Source organism: Candidatus Trichorickettsia mobilis, from assembly GCF_034366785.1.
Taxonomy (GTDB): Bacteria; Pseudomonadota; Alphaproteobacteria; order Rickettsiales; family Rickettsiaceae; genus Trichorickettsia; species Trichorickettsia mobilis_A.
The window spans coordinates 594,383-616,480 of the sequence record NZ_CP112932.1; the positions used below are offsets into that span (position 1 = coordinate 594,383).

The following is a 22,098-nucleotide window of genomic DNA, read 5'->3' on the forward strand; positions in this document are numbered from 1 at the left end:
TCGTATCATATAATTTATACTTATTTTATTACTGCAAAGCTCTCAATTTTGAATATTCACCAGTTTTAATCTCTGAAATCCAATCGCGATTATTCATATACCATTCAATTGTCTTAACAATACCAGTTTCAAAAGATTCTGTAGGACGCCAATGCAACTCTTGCTGAATTTTGCTAGAATTTATAGCATATCTCTTATCGTGTCCCAGACGATCAGGCACAAAAGTGATCAATTCACTGTAAGATACTAGGGGTTTATTAGTTTGTGGGTGTATTAAGTTACCCTTATCAGCCGGTAGTTGTTTATCAAACAGTGAACAGATAATTTGTACTACCTCTAGATTAGTTTTTTCATTATTACCGCCAATATTATAAGTTTCGCCAACTTTACCATTTTCTAAGATTAATCTAATAGCCGAACAATGATCGGTCACGAATAGCCAATCTCGTATATTTTCTCCATTTCCATATATTGGCAAAATTTTGCCTTCAAATATACTGACAATAACTAATGGGATTAGTTTTTCAGGAAATTGCAATGGTCCATAATTATTAGAACAATTAGTGATAATTGTTGGAAAACCATAAGTATGGTACCACGCTCTTACAAGGTGATCAGAAGCAGCTTTGCTTGCAGAATAAGGACTATTTGGTTGATAACGTGATTTTTCAGTAGTAGCAGAATCAGTCATCTCCAAAGAACCATACACCTCATCCGTACTTACATGGATAAAACGAAATAATTTTCTATCTTCTTCGGACAAAGAATTCCAATAATGACGAGTAGCTTCTAATAAATTATATGTTCCAAGAATATTAGTATTAATGAATTGGCTGGATTCTTCTATAGAACGATCGACATGACTTTCGGCTGCAAAATTTATAATAGCTTTTGGATTATATTTTTTAAGAAGACTAGAAACTAACAATTCATCAGCAATATCGCCATTTACAAAGACGTGCAACGGATTCCCAGATATGCTTTTAATATTTTGAAGGTTCCCAGCATAAGTTAATAAATCTAAATTTATAATCTTTTCATCGGCATAAGACATAGATTGCAGCACAAAATTGGAGCCAATAAATCCAGCACCACCAGTCACTAGAATTGTATTTTTCAATATAGAATTTTGCATATTACTTTATATTTTATTGAATATATTATACCTACAAATAATACTAAATTATCAAATAAGCAGCCTATGAATACCAGCTTTTTTAAGAGCTACTAAACGAGTAAAAAGACCTTTATTTCTTGCTCCATCAAAAAGATTAAGTTTATTTCTGTTTTCTGCTGTAAATAATGAAATATTTTGCTTTAGCGCTTTAACGTTCTTATCGTTCCACTCTCTAAAAAAGCCATTGAATAGTTTTTTCATTCTGACTAATCTAGCCATGAAGCTACTATTGCCGATTAAATTGATGTGATGAATAGTATCTGATTTCTGATGTGCCTTAATCAAGCTTTCAGTATTATCTGTTGAACCATCGTCATACACAAAAAGAGACCAATCGCTAAAGCTTTGCGCATCAAAAGACATTAATTGTTCTGTTAAAAATTTTGTACTATTATACGTGCATAGTATAATGGCCAAGTTAGAAATGATGTTCATACCAAGAAAAGTTAAACTGTTGATAATATATCTACACTTAAATATATGATTTTATATAACATGTCCACGTAAAATCGGCGCTTCTATATATAAGATTTTTAATGGCTTCTTGATTAGACTTTTCTCACAAACTTATTCTGACTGGTGATTTTGTTGTTGAAATTTGTCTTCGATCCTCACGTACTTTTCTATGTACGCTGCGATCTTTGTCTGCATTTTTCCTAAAAAGTTAAAGTATAAGAGCCTGTCAGATCAGTAGATATAAGAGAGGAAGTTTTAGGAAAAACGAAGTCGAGTACCGCAGCGTACTTTTGGGTACGTGAGGAACGGAGACGAGTTTTGACGACAAAATTACCTCTTATATCTACTGATCTGACAGGCTCTTATAAAAATGAGTTCGATCGACTATATACTTAGGTTATTGTTGAAGAGTTTAATACGTTTTTATATACAAAATGAGTCATATTTATTAGTACCCAAAATATTATTATGCAAGCAATTATCATTTCAGCTATTCCAATATTATGCCAGATTCTGCCGGCTGTAGTGAATTCTCCAATAAAATGTGAATATTTTATAATAGCTGTCGCACCTATTGCCAAAGGAAATGTAAATGAAGCATAAAGTGGAATAAAACCGATACGCAATGGATTTATACGTACCATAGATAAATAAACTAAACCAGTCATCATCAATCCTAGCGGCAACAATATTCCCACAATTAACGGTGATGGTTGTTCAAATACAGTTAAATAGCCTGCTAAACATAAGCTTGCTGGAGCACTCATTACAGCAAATGCAGGTAATTGAGTGTTATTAATTCGCTCTCCAAAAATCAAACGATACATCATTATTGGTAACATAAAACAATAAAAACTGAAACCAATATAAAAAATAATTTGTGCCAGCTGCTGGTTATTCATAGGAATACTGGTAACGCAGGCTACAACTATTCCAACTGGAGGTATATACCAACTAGGTAAAACTTGGTTAAACTCAAAGGTTTTAATCTGGTAATAGAAAAAACTAGTAGCAAATATTATATGTAAGATAATTGCGAAGTACCACAAAACCTGACCAATCAATAAATATTCCTCAGCAATGATACTTGCAACTACCATTAATGCCATATCAAAAGCTGGAACAAAACTACCAGCTACTGGGTTGGCAATCTCATTTTTTAATAGCTGAAAATGAGCTAATTTTTTTATGGAAATCATAATTAGGATTAATATAGCAATACCAACAAAAATATAGCGTAAATTGGGGTGTACTTCTGATGCTAGCAAATTACCTAACCCCGATGCACCTAAAGCTAATCCAGACATCGCCACAGGTAAGTTTTTAAATTTATTTATCAAATTTATCATTAAAATATCTCGCTTTTCGGACACGTTCTTACTTTTACAGCTTAAGGCACCATCACAAAGTCATAAAACTCCGCACGTAAGAGCTTAAATATCCCGACCCCCTCCTTTGCTAACATTACTAGTTTTGCTTTGAGCAGATGGGATAGTACTCTTGTTTTCTGGCAATACGTTCACTCCTTTGCTTATCTCTTTTGCTTGCAATTTAACTTGTTCAAGCAGAGTATCCTTATTTTTTTCTGGGCTTTCTTTTGAGTAGCCGTGCCATAAATCTTTGAGGTAAGACACTATCTTTTGTATAAAATTTTTCTTTGGCACCTCAACTTCATTTGACTCTGCTCGTTGTTTAACTAAATCTTTGGTAAATCTTTCTAAATACCCTTGCGATTTACCGACAAATTTCTGTAAACTATTAGCTGCCTCATTGGCAACCAAATCAATATCTTTTGAAGTTATTTTTGCCTTTAAACCATCTTTTTTAAATTCACCAATTCGTGTATCAATTTGATTCATAACTGTTTCAGCTAACGCTTCTTTAGTAAATTCCAGTTTTTTTAGATTTTCTACCTTTTCATGATCTATTTCCTCTGGTTTAGAAGAGAGTATCTTTTTAACCTCTCCCATCACTTCCTGTTTGTATAATTTATCATGACCATTGTTTTGCAATATGCTATTTGAAAAATTATGATAATTTTCTACAATTGCTTGAGGAGTTTTAGACGGTAACTCAGATTTAATATTTTGCAATTGTTCAACAATTTTTAGACCTACTTCACCAACACCAGCAACATCAATTACAACCTGTGGCTTAAACTCCGCTACACCAATTTTGCCTATTTTTGCAGTAATAGTTGCAGCAAGATAATCCTCAGATCGAAATTCAGTATGTACAGTATTATGAATGATACCATCATAAGTTTGCCTATTACAATCAAATGTCATTTTTTGTCCACCAACATACGACACGTTACTATCTTTATCTATGACAATTTTAGACATATTACCATCTCTGTTCATCCAATTCATAGGGTTAGTAATATTTGATACTATTACCTCACCAAATCCAGCAAGTCCTCCAGCTATTCCACCTTGGTAAGCAGTGGCTAGAATATATTCCGCTTGATTTTGTGATAATTTATACTTATCATTGGTTAACGTGTCATACATATCTTTATAAGTTACCTTATAATCACTTCCCTTTTCTTTTTTATACGTAGCAGCTAAATCTACTATTCCTTCAGTAGTCTCAATACAAAAATTAGGAGTGCGATTTATATCTTTATTAAAATTCTCCTGAACTTTATCGGTGTTCATTTGTATTACCTCATTGGGTAATTTACAGCTTTGGTCATATTCAGGAGCAAAATCAGTAAGCTTCTTTAAAACTTTATCTTCCTGTTTTGCCGCATCTTCTGTAGTAAAACTATGTGATTTCATAAAAACCTCTTGCTTAAAAGTTACTGAACTATACTAGTTTAATTAATTAAAACTATATTAGATTCTTACACTTGGGATTTAAAATATGACAAAATATGGTAGTTTCTCTTACTCTTAAGCGTAGGAACTACTGAATTAGTACATTAAAATCTATCAATGAGAAAGGATTTTATCAAAGATTTACTGTAACATCTTATTTACTTTCAAAAATTTTACTTTTATAACTTAAGAGCGTGCAAAACACGTGCACCCAGGCGCTTAAAAGATTTTATATTATTTGCAGTATTGCTTTACTCGCAATATCTAAATAATAACTACAATACAGCAACAGGAGGAATTATGAAATCGCAAGACAACTCTAAGATTGAAGAGCTAGAAAACCTAAACATAAATACAACTTATCTAAGAAAAAATGCAGAAAATTTCTCGCTTGCTCCAAAAGGACAAGAACAAGACATAGAATTCAACAAATGTAATTATTATACTGATCGGAAAGCCAATATTTCGGCTCAATATATAGTCCACACATATTCCGTTGGTACTTTAGAAAATACATTAGCTAAAATGGTTCTAGCTGAGGATCAAAATATTACTCTAACAAGAGGCTCAGGAGTATCAGTACATTATGTTATTGATATGGATGGTACCATATATCCGCTAGTGCCTGACAATAAAAAACCATGGGCTACTGGGGTCGGTAACTTAACAAGCAAGAGTACACTAAACCACAATATTGAAGCTATAAAAAATGATATGAATAATTTTTGCATAGCTATTATGTCAATTAATGATGGCAAAAGCCCCTTAACCCAAAAACAATATGAGTCTAATCTAAAATTAACTAGTCATTTAGTTGAAACTCATCATATTAATCCTGAGCAAGTGATAGCACTTGCAGATTGGGCTCCAGGTCGTCATATCGCACCTGGTCCATATTTTCCTTGGGGAAACTTTGCTAAAAATGGTATAGGATTATGGGCGGATATTGAACGTAAAAAAGACCCTGAAGTGATAGTATCTTACAAACAAAAACCTATTTCCGAAGAGGTTGAACATATACAGCAAGCTTTGCAAGAATTATCACAAAAATATTCTACTGGTAACAACTTATCAGAAGTAGTAAAACAATACTGTCAAACCTCAAAAAGCTTTAAAGAAGAATTTTCTGCTGCAAGAATTAAAGATATTGATTCCCAATTAACAAATGGCCTAGGAATGGTAGGAATACCGAATGAGAAAGATTATGAAGGACATTTAGGTTCTGCTACTTTATCCGAAATGCTGTGCTTTAACCTGCACCATCTTGGAGAACAAATTATTAACTCACCGCTTCAACAGGTATACGATCAAGGATTATGGAAAGATTCTTCTGATTCTGAAGCTAGAGGACTACTTGGTGAGTGGAATGCTAATAGCCAAAGCATATTAGATGCTATTCTAGATAGTTAATAATATATCTTTATAGCTTTTTCATAAAAGTTATATTTGTGTGATTCGTATACATCGTTACAACTCGGACAATTGAATTGTAATAATGTATACGAATCACACAAATATCTCGCAATGACAGACTCTAAAACTCCAAATTATTATGCTTCGACTGTTTTACCATGCTTATCCTTCTGTCTATCTGACTGCGAGCAAAATAGTGTGTTCAATAAGCTGATTAACAAGCCACTAACAATAATTATTGCAGATAACCAAATTAAGCTAATGAATGGTCGATAATATATTTTGGCATGAACAACATCCTCATCTACCCTACTTAGAACTGCATAAAGGTCATGAGTAATGTAAGAAAATATATCACTTTCTTGAGATAGACTTTGTTCAATAATGTAAAATCTATTCTCAGGTTTAAGGATAGTAATCTTATGAGTACTGTTATCATCAATCCAAAATTCTGCAATTTGACGATAATAATTTACACCCTTAGCAAATCTAATATCTTTTAATTGGATATTAAACTGCATCAAATCAATAGTGTCGTCTACTTTACCGATGAATTCTGTTTCTCTTTGCAGTAACCCATTAAAAGTACAGCTAAGGACCAATAAACCTAAACCAGCGTGACTCAAAATCATAGCCATAGTTTTTTCTGGCGGCATTCTTTTAAAATAATTACTACTTGTCAGTAATAGTATTAACATTTGTAAGATTAGAAAGATTGCGGCCATCACTGCACTAGCTGAAATTATAGTATAAGAGACTTTTATGCTACTAATACAAGTTAATAAAACAGCAAGTACTAGAGTAACAATATATTTACGACAATTCTTTGGTACTGAAAAGATAGCAGCAAGGAAAGTAGTAATAATAGTCACCGGAATAAAACTATGAATAAAATATTGATACTCCACTGATATCAGCTCATTGCGCCATAAATGACGAACTACTGGATAAAGTACTGAGGTCGCTAATATTAACAGTCCTATTAACCAAAAAATATTGCCGATGATTATTCCTCTCTCTTTAAACATAAGTGGTCTGTTAATAATTGTTAATTGACGAAATGCTAACAAGCCAATGCTGCTTAAAGCAATAACCGAAAAAATAATTAACATATATATGCCACGTTCTGGCGATGATGCAAACGAGTGAATTGATACAATTATTCCAGAACGCACCAAAAATGTTCCCAAAATTGATAATAGGTAAGTGATGATAGATAAGTTAAGGCTCCAATAAATAAATTTTCTGGATATTATAGTTATTGATATCGTATGATGTAACGCAATAGCCGATAACCATGGCATCAGCGAAATATTTTCTACTGGATCAAAAAACCAAAATCCTCCCCAACCCAATTCTCGATATGCCCACCAGGATCCAAGACTGATTCCACAAGTCATTGCTAATATTCCACAATGAGCAAATGTCTTAGCTAGCTTTAATAATTTGGATATACGATTTACTTCATCGGTATTAATTAATAATATAATACAACTGACAGTAAATGGTACTACATAACAAATATAGCCTAAATATAATATTGGTGGATGAATAGCCAATGCTATATCTTGTAGCATTGGATTTAATCCTAGTCCTTCAGCTGGAGTAAATGATAATTTATGAAATGGATTTGAAGTAAAATAGATAAAACTACCAAACATTAGTTGTAACAGCGATAATATAATAATTTGGTAACGATTAATGAGATGATCGATATGGTTATTAAACAAAAATGCTACAGGCGATAAGTATAGATATATACAATTTATGATACTAAGCAGACACAGCCATAGTAAAATTGAACCTTCATGGCTAGCCCAACTACCAGCGATTTTATATACTAACGGCTTAATAGTACTTGAGTTAAGAAAAACATTTTGGATTGAGAAATCCGAAATGATAAACCCATAAACTAATAATATGAATGAGAATATTGAACAAAAACAACTTAAGTACAATAATCTTCGACCATAAATAGTATGAGATAATATTATTGCGATTACGCTTGATAATATCGCTAATATTTGTATTAGGTTTCCCAATATACTAATCACCGTTATTATCGTGTGTAGCTAAGATTTTAATTTTAACAGTATGAATTCTGTTTGCTATTTTTTTTACTATAACCATTTTTAAATTAAAAATCTCAATACTCTCTCCTTGGTTTGGTATTCTAGCGATTTTATGAATAATTAGTCCCGCAATAGTATTAGCATCATCGTCTGGTAATTCCCAATTTAACTCTCGATTAAGGTCACGAATAGTGGTGGCACCATCTACTATATATTCAACATCTGATTTCTTGATAATTGCTTCTCCTGATCTGTCATATTCATCATGAATTTGTCCTACTATTTCTTCCAAAATATCTTCAAGAGTAATGATACCTTGCAAATCTCCATATTCATCGACAACACATGCCAAGTGATTCTTGCGCTCTTTAAAGGCATGCAACTGTTGAATTACTAAAGCATTATCCGGAATAAACCATGGTTGGCTTAATAGCTTAGAGATATTGATTTTAGCATGATCATTGCCGTTATCATATAGCGCACGTAATAAATCTCTGATATGCAAAACCCCAATAATATTATCGGTGCTTTCTTTCCAAATTGGAATTCTAGTATTAGGACTAGATAGTGCCATCTGAATTATTTCTGAATTTGGTAAGTCAATATTAAGGGTTATCATTTTACTTCTATGCACCATAATTTCGGATACCGTCATATCACGAATATCTAAAATTCCTTCCAACATATCACGATCAGTTTTATAGACATTTCCTTCCTGATGCTGATGCTCAATAATACCGCGAACTTCATCTGCACCAGAAATTTCCTGTGTCAGATTGATACGGAACACAAAACAGAAAATTTTAAGTGCTAGATCAAGCATTTTATTGACTGGAGCTAGTAACTTTAAAAAAACTACTACTACTCGCGCATTAAACAGTACTATTTCTTCCGCTTTAGTTACCGCAATAGCTTTTGGAATGACTTCAGCAAATACAATGATTAAAAATGCCATCACAGCGGAAGATAAGAGAGTGGCTATACTGTGATCTTCTATTAGATCAATAAACAGGCTAGTAGCAATAGTTGTGCATATTGTGTTAATCAGGCTGTTACCAATTAACATAGTACTGATAACTTTTTCTTTCACTTTCAAAATTTGTAAAGCAATTACCGCTCTTTTATTGCCTCTGGATTTTAATTTATATATTTTCCCTGGAGAAGTAGCAGTAATAGCAGTTTCAGTTGCTGCCAATAATGCAGAAATTATTAGCATTATGGCGATTAGTAGTATTGTGAGTAACACCATTGATTTAATTCTATAGTTAGATTCGGTATATTTTAATTTTGACTGTTGTAAATTGCAACATATTCTCTCAATACTATAGAATTATAGACGTAAAATCTATAATAGACCTTTCTTATAAACTATATTCAAAGAAGTATATACCTCTCATAAATGAAAAGTTGGAAAAATTGCAGTGAGTAGCCTTGAATAGCAGTAGTCATGCTGAACTTGTTTCAGCATGACAAATATTTTTACCAACTTTTCATTTACGAGAAGTATACTGCGAGTAATGAAAAGTTGTCATGACTCGTCACTCGTCTGAGCTGAACGCCGTAAGCGCGTGGCAATTCAGTCCTAAGCACTTTATGTGTGGTAGATCTGGATTGCCACGTCGCCCTTCGGGCTCCTCGCAATGACGTCTTTTGGTTACTGCCAACTTTTTATTTACCCGCAGTATACCTCACCTACTATTGATAAATCCTCCTCATATGTTCTAGACTCAATACCTAATACCTTAACTTCATCATCACCAAAATCTATTCGTTGATTATAAAAACTATCATAATTATTGTCTGCAGCGTGATGATCAATTGTAATAAATTTAGTATTAGCTAAATAATTCTTTAACGCCTTTTGCATCAGCATTATTGATTTTTTATCAAGAGCACTAAATGTTTCATCAAGTAATAAGATATCTGGTTGTTTAATTATCGCTCTAATAACTGCTATTTTTTGTTTTTGTCCTCCGCTCAAACAAAAATTTGTACTATTCAATTTGGATATTAAACCTGTGTCATTATCTTCTTCGTTTATAAATTGATCAATTTCTAGCTCTTTAAATAATTCAATAATTCTAGTCGTTAAAGCTCCTTTTGTACTGATATCAAAGTTAGTTGCATGTTCTAATGTAATCAATTCAAATAAAGTAGCTGTTGGCGGCAAATATAATGCCTGATTAAGCAATAAAATAGTAGCTTCTTTACCATTGATTAAAGGCAAAGAAATTTCTCCTAAAACTTCGAATGGATCAACAACTGGGAATCCAGCAAGAATTTTGAAGAAAGTACTTTTACCCTTTCCGGCTGGACCTGTAATAACTTCATTTTTATTTAATTCTAGTGCTAAATGTCCAATATTTAGTATTTCTTGACCTTGTAGTTTTAGCAAAAAATTATCAAAGATAATTTTATCGTCTTCATTATATCTGCATTCTAAAGCACTAGTATATGGTTTAGCAATGGTTGCTAATAATTCATCTATTCTAGCTTTTCTTAGTTCAAAATCTGGTAGTCGTAGTGTAGCACCACCATTCAAGAATGATGAAACGTCACTCAACCAATTCATAATTAACGGAAGCTGCTCCACAGTAATTTGCCCATCATTAATTCTAAATCCATAATAAAGCACCTTTATTACGTCTAGCAACTTATTTACAATGTCACTACTGGTGCTTTGCAGTGCTTGTAAATATTTCATCCTAAAGCTATTTTCATCAATACGATTAACAATATCTTGATATTTATGTTGAATTAATTTATTAGCTCCATCTAATAACATTAGAGTATAATTTTTAGAAAAACTTGAGACTATACTCTGCTTCTCACTAGCCTGAGCTTCTCCTTGTTTGTACAACTCTACTATTGGGTCTCCTAAAAATTTTTTGTTAATTTTGCTGTCTATACAGTGCATGATAGTATTGATAACCAACAATGTAACGCTTGCTGGATCTGTATCTATAATCTCCTTAAAAGCACCAATATGCTTTATTGTATTTTTACTCAGAGTATCAAGTTGTATTGTTCCAAGCGCTAATAAACTATTTAAATCAGTTGGTAGATTTTCAGTAATTGATCCTGTATCTTTTATGGTCAACACTTTTCGACTATTTTCATCTTTAAGTAAAAACTCGTTTAAACCTTTGGTTTCTATGGCATTCTTAACACTACTACCTACATACTCCTTAGCATAATCGATTATACTATTGATGATCTTGTTAGCTAATAAAACAACTGAAATTTTCACCGCAGTTCCTCCGAGTTTTTTTAAGCTTTGATCAACATTTCCTTTAATTAAAGTTTGCACAAGACCATTTTGAGTTGCACACCATCCAGCAATATTTTTTTGGCAATGTAACTATTGCAGCATGTTTTTGCTAATTCTAAAATAGTTTTGATAATAAAACCTTTAATAACACTATGATTACCTGCTACCCTATCAAGTGTTAATATTGCTGATACAGGCTCTTCTACTCTTTGTTTGTAATTAAAAGCGTCAGCAGTAAAATATGGTATTGCCAAAGCACTTACAACTGCAATGCTATAAATTGGCAATTTATAGCTAGAATTATCTGCTATTTTTCGTACCCAAGGATAAAACATTGCTCCATACAAAGCAGTGGAGGTAAAATAATGCTGTCCAGTAACTAATTTATTTTTTATTAATAGTTCATCAGATGCTGCCAAAGCTGAGCCAAGTGCAGCATATTCACCTATCCTCATTGGCCCTCCACATTGATTTGCTCCAATCATACCACCTAGTGTAGCACTTACTCCTAGTGTTGTAAGATATGAAACCCATTCTGCTATTTCTTGATCTCTATTACCTTTTATATTATCTTGAGTTCTTTTTGACATTATTGGTTTCTCTCATTTAATTTTTGGCAGTTATACAATATTGATATTAAAATATCAATCATGATTATTAAAATATCTTAATTTAATTTATTTATTATATAATTATCATCAATGTTTTATTCATTAACTATGTTATCTAACCGATATGCCACTTTAATAAGCGGCATGCTTAGTGGATTTATTTTCGCACCATATTTTTTGCTGCCAGCTATATTTCCACTTAGCTTATTATGCTTTCAGATATATCAAGCTCTAAGCTGGCGTCATGCAGCAATTTACGGATTTATTTTTGGCTTTGGGCATTTTTTAACGGGGTTATATTGGATTAGTATAGGAGTTAGTGTATATATAGAAGAGTTCTGGTGGGCTATGCCCTTTGCTTTATTTGGATTGCCATTAGTATTGAGCTGTTTTATTGCAGCTGGCTGTTATATTTGCTGGTTTATGCGTAATAGTAAATATTACCATTTTGTATTTTGTGTATGTTGGATATTTTTTGAATGGTTACGTTCATGGATTTTCACTGGCTTACCATGGAATTTATTGGGGTATGCATTATCATTTTCTGAAATTTTAATTCAGATAACTAGTATAGTGAGCATATATGGACTTAGTTTTATAATAATATATAGCGCTACCAGCTTGCATCATTTATTAGTTAAACAAAGACCTGACTTTGTAATAGCGCTAACAACCGCAGGACTAATTTGGAGTATAATCATAGCTTATGGAGTTTTTAGGTTACACAGTAATCCAACTAAATTTTCAAATATACAAGTAAGATTAGTGCAACCCTCTATCCCCCAATTAGCAAAATGGGATCTAGAACAATTCTGGCAGCATCTTGATCTACATCTTTCTCTATCGCAAGCACCAGGAAATCCTGATTTAATTATTTGGTCGGAAGCATCCTTAGTAGTACCTTATACCTACCCTGCCATAAAATATAAATTATTGGAAATGCTAAATAATACCGGCGCAATCCTATTAGCTGGTGGGATTACGGATAACGGTAAACAGAACGATGCTACTCAGATTTATACAGCTTTATATGCACTAACAGCTGATGGAGAGCAATTATTTGAGTACCACAAATCACATTTAGTGCCATTTGGTGAATATATGCCGTTAAAACATATTATCCCACTAAAAAAACTTACTCCCGGTTTTATTGATTATACAGAAGGTACGGCTAATATTGTAAATCTCGATAAATTTAATTTAGTAATTAGACCGTTAATTTGTTATGAATCAATTTTTCCTAATGAAGTACGTGTATCTAACAACATAGCAGATGTTATTATCAACGTAACAAATGATGCTTGGTATGGAAAGTCTTCAGGTCCGCATCAACATTTTTATATTAGTCGCATGCGCGCCATAGAAAATGGCTTACCAATGATTAGAGTAGCTAATAATGGGATATCAGCTATTATTGATCCAATTGGCAGAATTACCAAAAAACTTGATTTGAACCAAATTGACTTTGTTGATGGCTTTATTCCAGAAAAATTAGCAACTCCAACCTTATACTCGTTAGTTGGAGATAGCACAACCCTAGTAATTGTGTTTTTAGTGTTACTAATACAATTTATGATTAAATCATTGCTTAGTTATCGTACCGTTAGATACTGTAAAGCTTGATTACTTCTGATCTGATCTTTATAATTGCAACCTACTTAAAATACAACATTGTGGGAAGAACAGGAGCCTGTAAATGTCTGAGAACGCTGAAATTACTAAAGGAAGAGCCGATTCCATAGATCATCTGGTTAGTCGACGTTTAAAAATTCGTAGAATGATGCTAGGTTATAGCCAACAGGAATTAAGTGAAGCAGCCGCTGACGTCAGTATTCAGCAAGTACAAAAATATGAAAAGGCAACCAATCGTATTTCCAGTGGTAAGTTATATAGTTTTTCAAAATTTCTTAAAGTTCCAGTTAATTATTTTTTTGACCAAGAAGACACTACTTTAGAAAGTATATTTGCTGAGGATCATGAAGAATATGGAGAGAGTCAACCTAATAATAGCAGTGTTACCGAAAAAGAAGTTATAGCACTAGTAAAAGCATTTGGTGAAATTAAAGACGTCAGAGTAAGAAAGAAAATAATAGAGTTAATAAAATCTATGTCTTAGGCTCTATCTATACGCATCAAGTTAAGGAAAAGAGACGGTATAAATAGTTTTGCTTGCGTTCTTCGTCAGCTAATATACTCCCAGGAAAAATGTTGCTCAGTGTGGATATATCAGGTTCCGAGCACCTAGTTTAGTGTCATCTCGAACACAGCAAGTCATCCTGAACAGACGATGTCATCCCGAACTTGTTTCGGGATCTTATGAAATCCTGATGAGATCCCGAAACAAGTTCGGGATGACATCGTCTATTCGGGATGACAGCGTCTGTTCAGGATCATCCACACTTAGAAACATTTTTCGTGTAGATATATCAGCTCCACCGTCTGAACTAAGACTACAACAATAGTCAAAGCAAAACGATGCGTGTCATCTCTTTTTCCTAATTTGATAGATAGTTTCTACAAACTCTCTATAAAACACTCTATGATTTAACTATAAAAACTTATTGACATTAATAGCTAATTTTGGTAATCTTAATAAAAATTAATCAATAAATTAACGTGTCATTTTTTATAGCGAGTATTTTTTGTATATATTTTTCTAGCGAAAGCTGCCGTGCTAGGTTGCTTAACCTAGGAGCTATATATTGCATTAATAAACCTGCTAACAATAAGCAATATATTTCCACTATCCTTTTTTCTATCATTCCACTCGCAGCCAAGCGCTGCTATATATCTCATTAATTTCTATTTTTCTGCGTTTTAAATTTATAGGCTTCTTGCTAAACCTAAACTTTACCTTGATAAGCAATCATCAGAAAGAAGGTTTTAAGAAAAGTCTGATTAATTGTCTTATTAAAAAGGTATCGTTATGACATTACATCGCAACTATTTCATTATTGGCATAACATGGTTATGCTTAACAGCATTTTATTGTTACCAATACATATTACGAGTAATTCCAAACTTAATTATGTCGGAGTTATTTACTCAATTTAATGTAGGAGCAACAGAGTTTGGAGCATTCGCTGGTATCTACTATATTGGATATATAACTCTTCATATTCCTATTGGTTTATTACTAAGTAGACTAGAAGCTAAAATCATATTACCACTTTGTATAATTTTAGCTTCTAGCGGTTTAATCCCTATTGCGTATGCTAATAGCTGGGAATATGTATTAATCGGTAGGTTGCTTACTGGTATTGGTAGTTCGGCAGCAATTATCGGGGTTTTACAAATTTTTCGTATTATTTTCCCACAACATTTTACACGCATGCTAGGTATAACGGTGTGTTTTGCCTTAATCACCGCTGTTTACTCCAGCAAACCATTAACACAAATTTTGCAAACATTTGGGATCAATGAAGTAATTAATATTTTGCTAATAATTAGCGTTGTACTTGCGGTATTAACTTATTTTGTACTACCAAAATCTAAGGTAACAACATCTCAAGAAGGAGTGCTAACAGAAATAAAATCAGTGATAGTTAATTATAAATTATTGTTAGCTAGTATTCTTGCTGGCCTAATGATAGGGCCTTTAGAAGGCTTTGCGGATGCTTGGTGTACTGCTTTTATTTATACAGTGTATGGTATCAGCAAAGAGATTGCCAGTGGAATTGGCGCCTCAATACTAACTGGTATGTGCGTAGGATGTATAGTGTTACCATATTTTGCAGATAAATATAATCTGCACTACGGTGTTACCATAATATCCGGTGTTGGTATGATTTTTGGCTTTATCTATTTATTATCAGGTATTGGCAATGCTTTTACCTTAAATATGACCTGCTTGATTATAGGATTATTTTGTGCTTATCAAGTAATTACAGTCTCAAAGATAGCTACCTATGTACCACCCAATTTAAGCGGGATGGCTGCTGCAGTTGCAAATATGATAGCTATGGGGTTTGGTGCTATATTTCACGCTATAATTGGGAGTAATATGGATAGATTATGGGATGGCGCTATGGCTGATGGCATAAAAGTATATCATCGCAGCGCTTATATCGAATCTATTACCATAATACCTGTGGCTATCGTTATTGCGGTTATAGGTTTTACTTTAATTGTATTTAAGGAATCGATCAGTATTAGAAAACAAAAGGCTGCTTGACCTGAAGCAAAGTAATGATAATCTCTGGTGATACTTAGGTTCTGTGATTTTAAGGTCACCAGCTTAATAATAATGTACATAAAGAATTAAGCAGCAGATGTTTTTAATCACATCATTGAAGTTAAGGCATATTATACATTATGTAATTATAGTTCGATCAAGAACGAAGAATTAAGGACTGATTTTCACCTATTGTAAAATAATTTAGAATACTTAAAGAGATATATGCTTAATCTTTGTGCTGTTATAATTTTTTTATGTCTTAGCTCTTGCTCTGATAAACCAGAATATTCTACTCCAGCACAATCACAAATTAATGACTACACTGCTAAATTAAAAAAATGCAAAGAGGAAAAATCACAAGCTGTACCGTTGATAGCGTCAACGGTAGAAGCAGATAAAGCTACTACTAATACCAATGTTCAAGCTAGCGTTCAAACCAACGTTCAGGAAAATGACAATAATCCTAAATTAGATGATCAGCAAGTACCAGAAACAACGTCATTAGCGCCTACAGCTCAAGAAGAATCATCAAAAGAGTCAGTTATCGTCACCAGAAACAAGTTTGAACCAACAGCTGATGATATGATCATAGGTGATAATACCGAAGCGCCAGTTGTGTTTGTTGAATATTTTTCTCCTACTTGTCCACATTGTGCTTATTATAAGAAAGAGGTTTTACCTAAAATTAAAGAAAAATATATTGATACTAATAAAATTATTTATGTTGTTCGCGAATTTATCGGTAATAAACAGGATTTCGATGCAGCAATACTTGCTAGATGCGCTAACAATAAAGAAAGTTTCTTCAAATTTGTAAATGTCTTATTGGAACAACAAGATAGTTGGTCGGTAAATAGAAATTATCGTGAAATTCTGACTAGTATAGGTCAATTAGGAGGTGTTTCTCCAGAACGTTATAAAGAATGCTTAAATGATGAAAAACTTGCAGATATTCTCATTGCCAATACCAAGCTTGCGGCCACTTCACCTAAATTTATAGGAACACCGGCATTCTTTATTAATGGAGTACAATTTACAGAACCCTACACGGCTGATGCCATTTCCAGAGCTATTGAACACGCTCTCAAAACCAGCAATACTCGTTAAACTTACTGAATTGACGTTGTCGTGTTATGAAGATCTTTTCTCACGTACTATTATAAAGTATACTAATTAAAATGCCTAGGATAATTGTACTTAATTCGACATTTATTCCAGTCACAAAATATTGCAATAACTCCTACGCTTTTTAATAACTCATAACTAATATTTAGTTTGCCGTTAATACATTGGTTATGATCACGCATATTAAGCTGTACATCTTTATTATTTTTCAAATCACATTCACTATCTTGGTAATTTATGCCAATTTTCTTACCAGTAGCTGTAGTGAAATTATGAAAGTTTAGTGGTAATAACAGAGCATATTGCTGTCCAAACCAGTTTGCCCAATATTGTCGTTGAAATTTTGATATTTTATTATTGCTATAAATTTCTAATTGATTATTAATATTTTTAACGGCTATCGCATTTGATTTCAGATCAACTAATAAATCAGGCTTAGGCGAACACAGCATCAATCCAAAAGATATAAGTATTATTATAATGCCAGCAAGTCGCCACCTGGTTTGCCATAAACAAACCCAAGCAAAACCAAATAAAAATGTAATAAAACTAAACGGCGTAATATAACCAAAATACCAGACTGAACCTGGCGCATCATGCGCTATTTGCGCGGAATTAATAATAATATTAATAAAAAAACCCAGAGATTTCATTACCATCCAATCCATATTAAATGGTATCAGCACTACTAATAGAATTGCTAATGGCATTAAGAAGAACGACATAATCGGCACTGCGATTAAATTCATGAGAATAGAATAGTTGGAGAAAATATAAAACTGATTGATTACTACTGGTCCGGTGATAACACTTGCTAAAAAACTGGAATAAATATTAGAGGCCAAATAAAATCTGATCTTGGAGATGACGCCAATGCGTTCTCCCAGAATCCATTGGTGTCTCATGTAAAATTCATAGCCTGAGATTAATGATAATACCGCAATAAAAGATAGTTGAAAACTAGGGTGAAAAATATATTCCGGGTTAACGGATAGGATAAAAGCAGCAGCAAGTGCAATGGAGCGCAAAGGATATGGAGTTCTACCAGCTATAATCGCTATAATAAAAATTGCGGTCATAATAAATGCCCTGGTAGCAGCAATTTGCATACCGCTTAAATGCAAGTAACCATAACTACCGATTAAAGAACAAATAGCCGCAATTAGTTTAATGTTGCAATTATAGGCAATGAGGTCAAATAAATTCAATAAGAAGCGGATTGATACGAATAAAATCATTGCGACTAAAGAGAGGTGCAGGCCGGATACACATAATATATGTGAAATCCCGGACATTCGCATATTTTGCATAATTTTATTATCAAGCCCTTTGGTTTCACCAAGCAGAATTGCGGCAGCAAAATTCCCCTCATTACTACCGAGTGCAGTAATTAATTTATTATAAATACTGACACGAAGCTTATAGATGAGAGTATCAATCTTAGTACCATGCTGCCTATTGGATAATATTTCAACCGTTGATAGAGCATTACCGGTCGCTTCGATCCCGGCAAAATATGCGTAAAACCCAAAATCATAACCGCCAGGAACCATACTAGTTGGTAGAGCATCTAGTTCTGCAATCATTTTTATTCGGTTATTAATAAAAATTTCTTTGGTATGTTTCATATATCTTTTATTAATATTAACTCTGACTCCTGATAATTGTATATCCAGTTTATCCACTGTAACATCATCAAGAACTACCTGCCAACCACTAGTTATAGGCTTGATTGCTTTAACATTACCTGTCAGCTCTGAGGTTATTGACGATTTTATATTAATCGTATTTATGGTTGTCACACGATACTTACTAACCAAAATGCCGCATACAAAGGCAATGATCAACCAACTTAAGAACTGGCCAACTATTCCGTATTTTCTTAAATATAAGGAAGCTAAGCTACTAATAGCAATGATAATGATTTGGAGAATCGAAGGCTCAAAAGCTAAAGAAAAATATACGGCAATACCGCTGATAAAAGCAACAACATACCATAGGCTTAAATGATGGTACTCTTCGTGTAGTTTGTTAACCAGATAGTGCCAAACTATACTCATTTAAAATTGACTATTTATATTTTTTTGTTATCTTATTCCTAAGGTTCTACAAACCTGGGTGCCTCAAAAGCATTACTACAACTGTCGGTTTATTCCGAACCGTTATCAACGGACTCCAAGCGTCAAGCCGGGAGTCCCGCTACTATACAATAGTGCCTTATGGCATAAAGGTAGAGGGGCATGAGCAGTTGCATGTTTTTGAGCTCCCGGTACCAGCTTTGCTGGTGATTTTCAAAAGGAGTTCACATATATGGAATATAATTTAATTGCCGATATTCTTGCCAAATTTGCTGCCTGCTCTGACTTAATTAAAAGTTTAATTATCGTTGGCATAGTTATAGTATTTGTCAGCGCCTCATATTTTATTAAACAGACGATCACTGAATCGGTTAAATCAATCAAGGCCAATAACAACGAAAACGTTTAGTAAACCATATGTGCAACCAACACAGCAGTTATCCTGGAACCACAGCGTCATCCTGAATTTATTTCAGGATCTTATGAAGTTCTGATGAGATCCCGAAACAAGTTCAGGATGACATTTAGGTGTTCGGGATAACTGCTGTGTTCTAGATCTCGAGCGTTAAGTCTATAAATTTTATGTTCATCTCTACTTGCTTTGTTCAAACAAAACCTGTTTCTCCGTATTGATTACCTGGCTAATATGTTCAGTCAGTTCCCTAACATCACATTCTTCCATTTGATCTTTAGTGATAACATCAATAATTTTTACTTGAATAGTACCAGGTTTGTTAATCCAGAAGCCTTTAGGCCAATATACGCCGGCATTATGCGCCATCAACACTATCGGTACCTTCTCTGTTACCGCAAGCCTGATTGCACTAGGCTTGAATTTTGTGCTTTGCTCAGGCCTTAGCCTAGTTGATTCAGGAAAAACTATAAGCCATAAGCTATCTTGTAGCTTTTTTTTTCCTTCTCGTAAAATTTGTTTTACCGATATATTATCCCCACGATCAACGGCAATAGGATCAACCATTTTTAGCCCCCAACCAAAAAAAGGAATATTAAATAATTCTCTTTTCACGATCCATGAATGTTTGGGAATAATAAGTTGCATAAACACGTTATCCCAGAATGACTGATGATTAGCCAAGACTACGCATGGTTCCTGTGGTAATTTTTCTAGCCCGGAAACATGGTATTTTAATCCGCATATTATTTTTGCACACCAGATAAATGAGTGAGAATAAATAGTCGCTACCTTATACTTAATATGATAAGTAACATCAAAAATCTTGCTAAGTACAAAAAATAGCATAAAAAATATTATGGTGAGAATGCTGACGGTAGCGTAAAAAAATAGTACTCGAAAACGCCAAAACATAAATTATCGATTTAGTTATTTTAAGTTAGCTTATGTGCATAAATTTATTCCATGCATAAAGCTTTGGTCATATATACCATAAACTTGACGATTATCAAAAATTATATTGGAATTTTTTACATTCAATTACATAATACACACGGCTAATCTGATATTTTGAGGAAAATAATGAAAAAAACAGTAGTTTCCGGTGCACAAAGCTCCGGCAACTTACATCTGGGAAATTATCTTGGTGCAATTATCCATTGGGTTAGAATGCAACATGATCCTAGTTATGAGTGTTTTTTCTTTTTGGCTGATTTACATGCAATTACTATAGACCGTCCTCCCTTGGAATTACGATCTTCCGTGCTATCTAGTGCTGCATTATATTTAGCTTCCGGTCTTGGGTCTTCCAACATTTTCATGCAGAGCTCAGTCAGAGAACATACAGAACTAGCATGGATTCTTAACTGCATCACACCGATTGGTTGGTTAAAAAGAATGACGCAATTTAAGGATAAAGCTGGAAAAGACCAGGATGGAGCAAATTTGGGGCTATTCTCTTATCCGGTATTAATGGCTGCCGATATTTTACTTTATAATGCTGATTTTGTTCCAGTTGGTGATGATCAAAAACAACATTTGGAATTAACTCGTGATATTGCTGGCATAGTCAACAGAAAATTTGGCCAATCAGTTTTTAAATTGCCAGAGCCGCTAATTCAAGGAACAAGCACCAGAGTAATGAGCTTAAGGGATGGCCGAGCTAAAATGAGTAAATCAGACCCTTCAGATTTTTCCAGAATTAATTTATCTGATACTACCGATCAAATTTACCAAAAAATAAAAAAAGCAAAAACCGATAGTATCAGCGAGATTAGCTATGATAGTGATACTAGGCCAGAGATTGCTAATTTGATCAATATTTATTCCAGCCTATCTGGTAACAAAATAGAACAGATTCTAGCACAATATCAAGGCACTGGTTGTGCCAAGTTTAAGAATGATCTAGCAGAACTGATTATTACTAGTCTAGGTCCTATTAACAAGAGCTATAATGATCTAATGAATAATCAAGATTACTTATTAAAAATGCTGCAAGATGGAGCAGCTACTGCAAGTAATGTTGCAGCAGCTACGATGAGTAAGGTTAAAGAATTATTTGGCTTTGTATAGCTTCTCTCAACATTGGTTTAGAGCCTGTCTTGAAAGTAGATATAAGAGAGGAAGTTTTAGGAAAAACGAAGTCGAGTACCGCAGCGTACTTTTGGGTACGTGAGGAACGGAGACGAGTTTTGACGACAAAATTACCTCTTATATCTACTTTCAAGACAGGCTCTTAGACATCAAATTTTGCGGAGCTCACTTGTGGTAAGCGTTCGTAGTTCTTTGAGTACCTTCAGTGCGTCATTCTCAGCAGCGACAGGAATCTAGTTTTTTCTTAATCTTAGTGAGTTTCTGGATTCCTGCTTCCGCAGGAATGACATCTGGCAGTCATCCCGAACTTGTTCCGGGATCTTATCAATATCTTCCGAGATGCTAAAAACTTGTTCAGCATGACAAATTATCTTTAGCATAGGTTCTGAT

At 33.6% G+C, this 22,098-nt stretch carries 17 protein-coding genes; 7 read left to right on the top strand and 10 right to left on the bottom strand.

From position 1 onward, the window contains the following. Positions 1–28 precede the first annotated feature (28 nt). The 4 genes from rfbB to Trichorick_RS02730 form a co-directional block, all read right to left on the bottom strand. Entirely contained in the window at positions 29–1,135 is a 1,107-nt protein-coding gene (rfbB, locus tag Trichorick_RS02715; protein ID WP_323738721.1) for a dTDP-glucose 4,6-dehydratase, read from the bottom strand. A 51-nt stretch (positions 1,136–1,186) separates the two neighbouring features. Continuing rightward, entirely contained in the window at positions 1,187–1,612 is a 426-nt protein-coding gene (locus tag Trichorick_RS02720) for a glycosyltransferase (RefSeq protein WP_323738722.1), read from the bottom strand. Between the two features lie 413 nt (positions 1,613–2,025). Continuing rightward, positions 2,026–2,982, bottom strand: coding sequence for a TDT family transporter (locus Trichorick_RS02725; RefSeq protein WP_323738723.1), 957 nt, complete (start codon positions 2,980–2,982; stop codon positions 2,026–2,028). 84 nt (positions 2,983–3,066) lie between these two features. Further along, complete coding sequence (locus tag Trichorick_RS02730) at positions 3,067–4,416, bottom strand: hypothetical protein (RefSeq protein ID WP_323738724.1); 1,350 nt, start codon at positions 4,414–4,416, stop codon at positions 3,067–3,069. Between the two features lie 339 nt (positions 4,417–4,755). Between Trichorick_RS02730 and Trichorick_RS02735 the strand changes: the two genes are divergently transcribed. Further along, complete coding sequence (locus Trichorick_RS02735; RefSeq protein WP_323738725.1) at positions 4,756–5,865, top strand: N-acetylmuramoyl-L-alanine amidase; 1,110 nt, start codon at positions 4,756–4,758, stop codon at positions 5,863–5,865. Positions 5,866–6,005: 140 nt separating this feature from the next. On the opposite strand, the gene Trichorick_RS02740 is transcribed toward Trichorick_RS02735, so the two are convergent. The 4 genes from Trichorick_RS02740 to Trichorick_RS02755 form a co-directional block, all read right to left on the bottom strand. Continuing rightward, the gene (locus Trichorick_RS02740; RefSeq protein ID WP_458693523.1) at positions 6,006–7,844 is read right to left on the bottom strand and encodes a heme lyase CcmF/NrfE family subunit; all 1,839 of its coding nucleotides are present in this window, start codon (positions 7,842–7,844) and stop codon (positions 6,006–6,008) included. A gap of 70 nt (positions 7,845–7,914) precedes the next feature. Beyond that, entirely contained in the window at positions 7,915–9,189 is a 1,275-nt protein-coding gene (locus tag Trichorick_RS02745) for an HlyC/CorC family transporter (protein WP_323738726.1), read from the bottom strand. A gap of 423 nt (positions 9,190–9,612) precedes the next feature. After that, on the bottom strand, positions 9,613–11,250 hold the full coding sequence (locus Trichorick_RS02750) for an ATP-binding cassette domain-containing protein (RefSeq protein ID WP_323738727.1): 1,638 nt from the start codon (positions 11,248–11,250) through the stop codon (positions 9,613–9,615). Continuing rightward, positions 11,238–11,801 carry a hypothetical protein gene (locus Trichorick_RS02755; RefSeq protein WP_323738728.1) on the bottom strand — a complete coding sequence of 188 codons (564 nt, stop codon included), beginning with the start codon at positions 11,799–11,801 and terminating at the stop codon, positions 11,238–11,240. Before Trichorick_RS02755 ends, Trichorick_RS02750 begins: the two co-directional genes overlap by 13 nt. Before the next feature lie 129 nt (positions 11,802–11,930). On the opposite strand from Trichorick_RS02755, the gene lnt reads away from it, so the two are divergent. The 4 genes from lnt (at position 11,931) to Trichorick_RS02775 (ending at position 17,106) form a co-directional block, all read left to right on the top strand. Next, positions 11,931–13,445, top strand: a complete 1,515-nt coding sequence (gene lnt, locus Trichorick_RS02760; RefSeq protein WP_323738854.1) for an apolipoprotein N-acyltransferase — start codon at positions 11,931–11,933, stop codon at positions 13,443–13,445. A 73-nt stretch (positions 13,446–13,518) separates the two neighbouring features. Further along, complete coding sequence (locus Trichorick_RS02765; RefSeq protein WP_323738729.1) at positions 13,519–13,938, top strand: helix-turn-helix domain-containing protein; 420 nt, start codon at positions 13,519–13,521, stop codon at positions 13,936–13,938. Between the two features lie 810 nt (positions 13,939–14,748). Further along, a complete protein-coding gene (locus Trichorick_RS02770) occupies positions 14,749–15,996 on the top strand; it encodes an MFS transporter (protein ID WP_323738730.1) in 1,248 nt (415 codons plus the stop codon). Positions 15,997–16,221: 225 nt separating this feature from the next. Further along, positions 16,222–17,106 (top strand): DsbA family protein, encoded by an 885-nt coding sequence (locus tag Trichorick_RS02775; RefSeq protein ID WP_323738731.1) that lies wholly within the window; start codon positions 16,222–16,224, stop codon positions 17,104–17,106. Between the two features lie 62 nt (positions 17,107–17,168). Here the strand turns inward: Trichorick_RS02775 and Trichorick_RS02780 are convergent, their stop codons facing one another. Next, the gene (locus tag Trichorick_RS02780; RefSeq protein ID WP_323738732.1) at positions 17,169–19,184 is read right to left on the bottom strand and encodes a ComEC/Rec2 family competence protein; all 2,016 of its coding nucleotides are present in this window, start codon (positions 19,182–19,184) and stop codon (positions 17,169–17,171) included. Positions 19,185–19,434: 250 nt separating this feature from the next. Here Trichorick_RS02780 and Trichorick_RS02785 point away from each other — a divergent pair, with 250 nt between their 5' ends. Continuing rightward, positions 19,435–19,611 carry a hypothetical protein gene (locus tag Trichorick_RS02785; RefSeq protein ID WP_323738733.1) on the top strand — a complete coding sequence of 59 codons (177 nt, stop codon included), beginning with the start codon at positions 19,435–19,437 and terminating at the stop codon, positions 19,609–19,611. A gap of 183 nt (positions 19,612–19,794) precedes the next feature. Here Trichorick_RS02785 and Trichorick_RS02790 read toward each other — a convergent pair whose 3' ends face one another. Next, positions 19,795–20,529, bottom strand: coding sequence for a lysophospholipid acyltransferase family protein (locus Trichorick_RS02790; RefSeq protein WP_323738734.1), 735 nt, complete (start codon positions 20,527–20,529; stop codon positions 19,795–19,797). Positions 20,530–20,697: 168 nt separating this feature from the next. On the opposite strand from Trichorick_RS02790, the gene trpS reads away from it, so the two are divergent. After that, on the top strand, positions 20,698–21,687 hold the full coding sequence (gene trpS, locus Trichorick_RS02795) for a tryptophan--tRNA ligase (RefSeq protein ID WP_323738735.1): 990 nt from the start codon (positions 20,698–20,700) through the stop codon (positions 21,685–21,687). Positions 21,688–22,098: the final 411 nt, after the last annotated feature.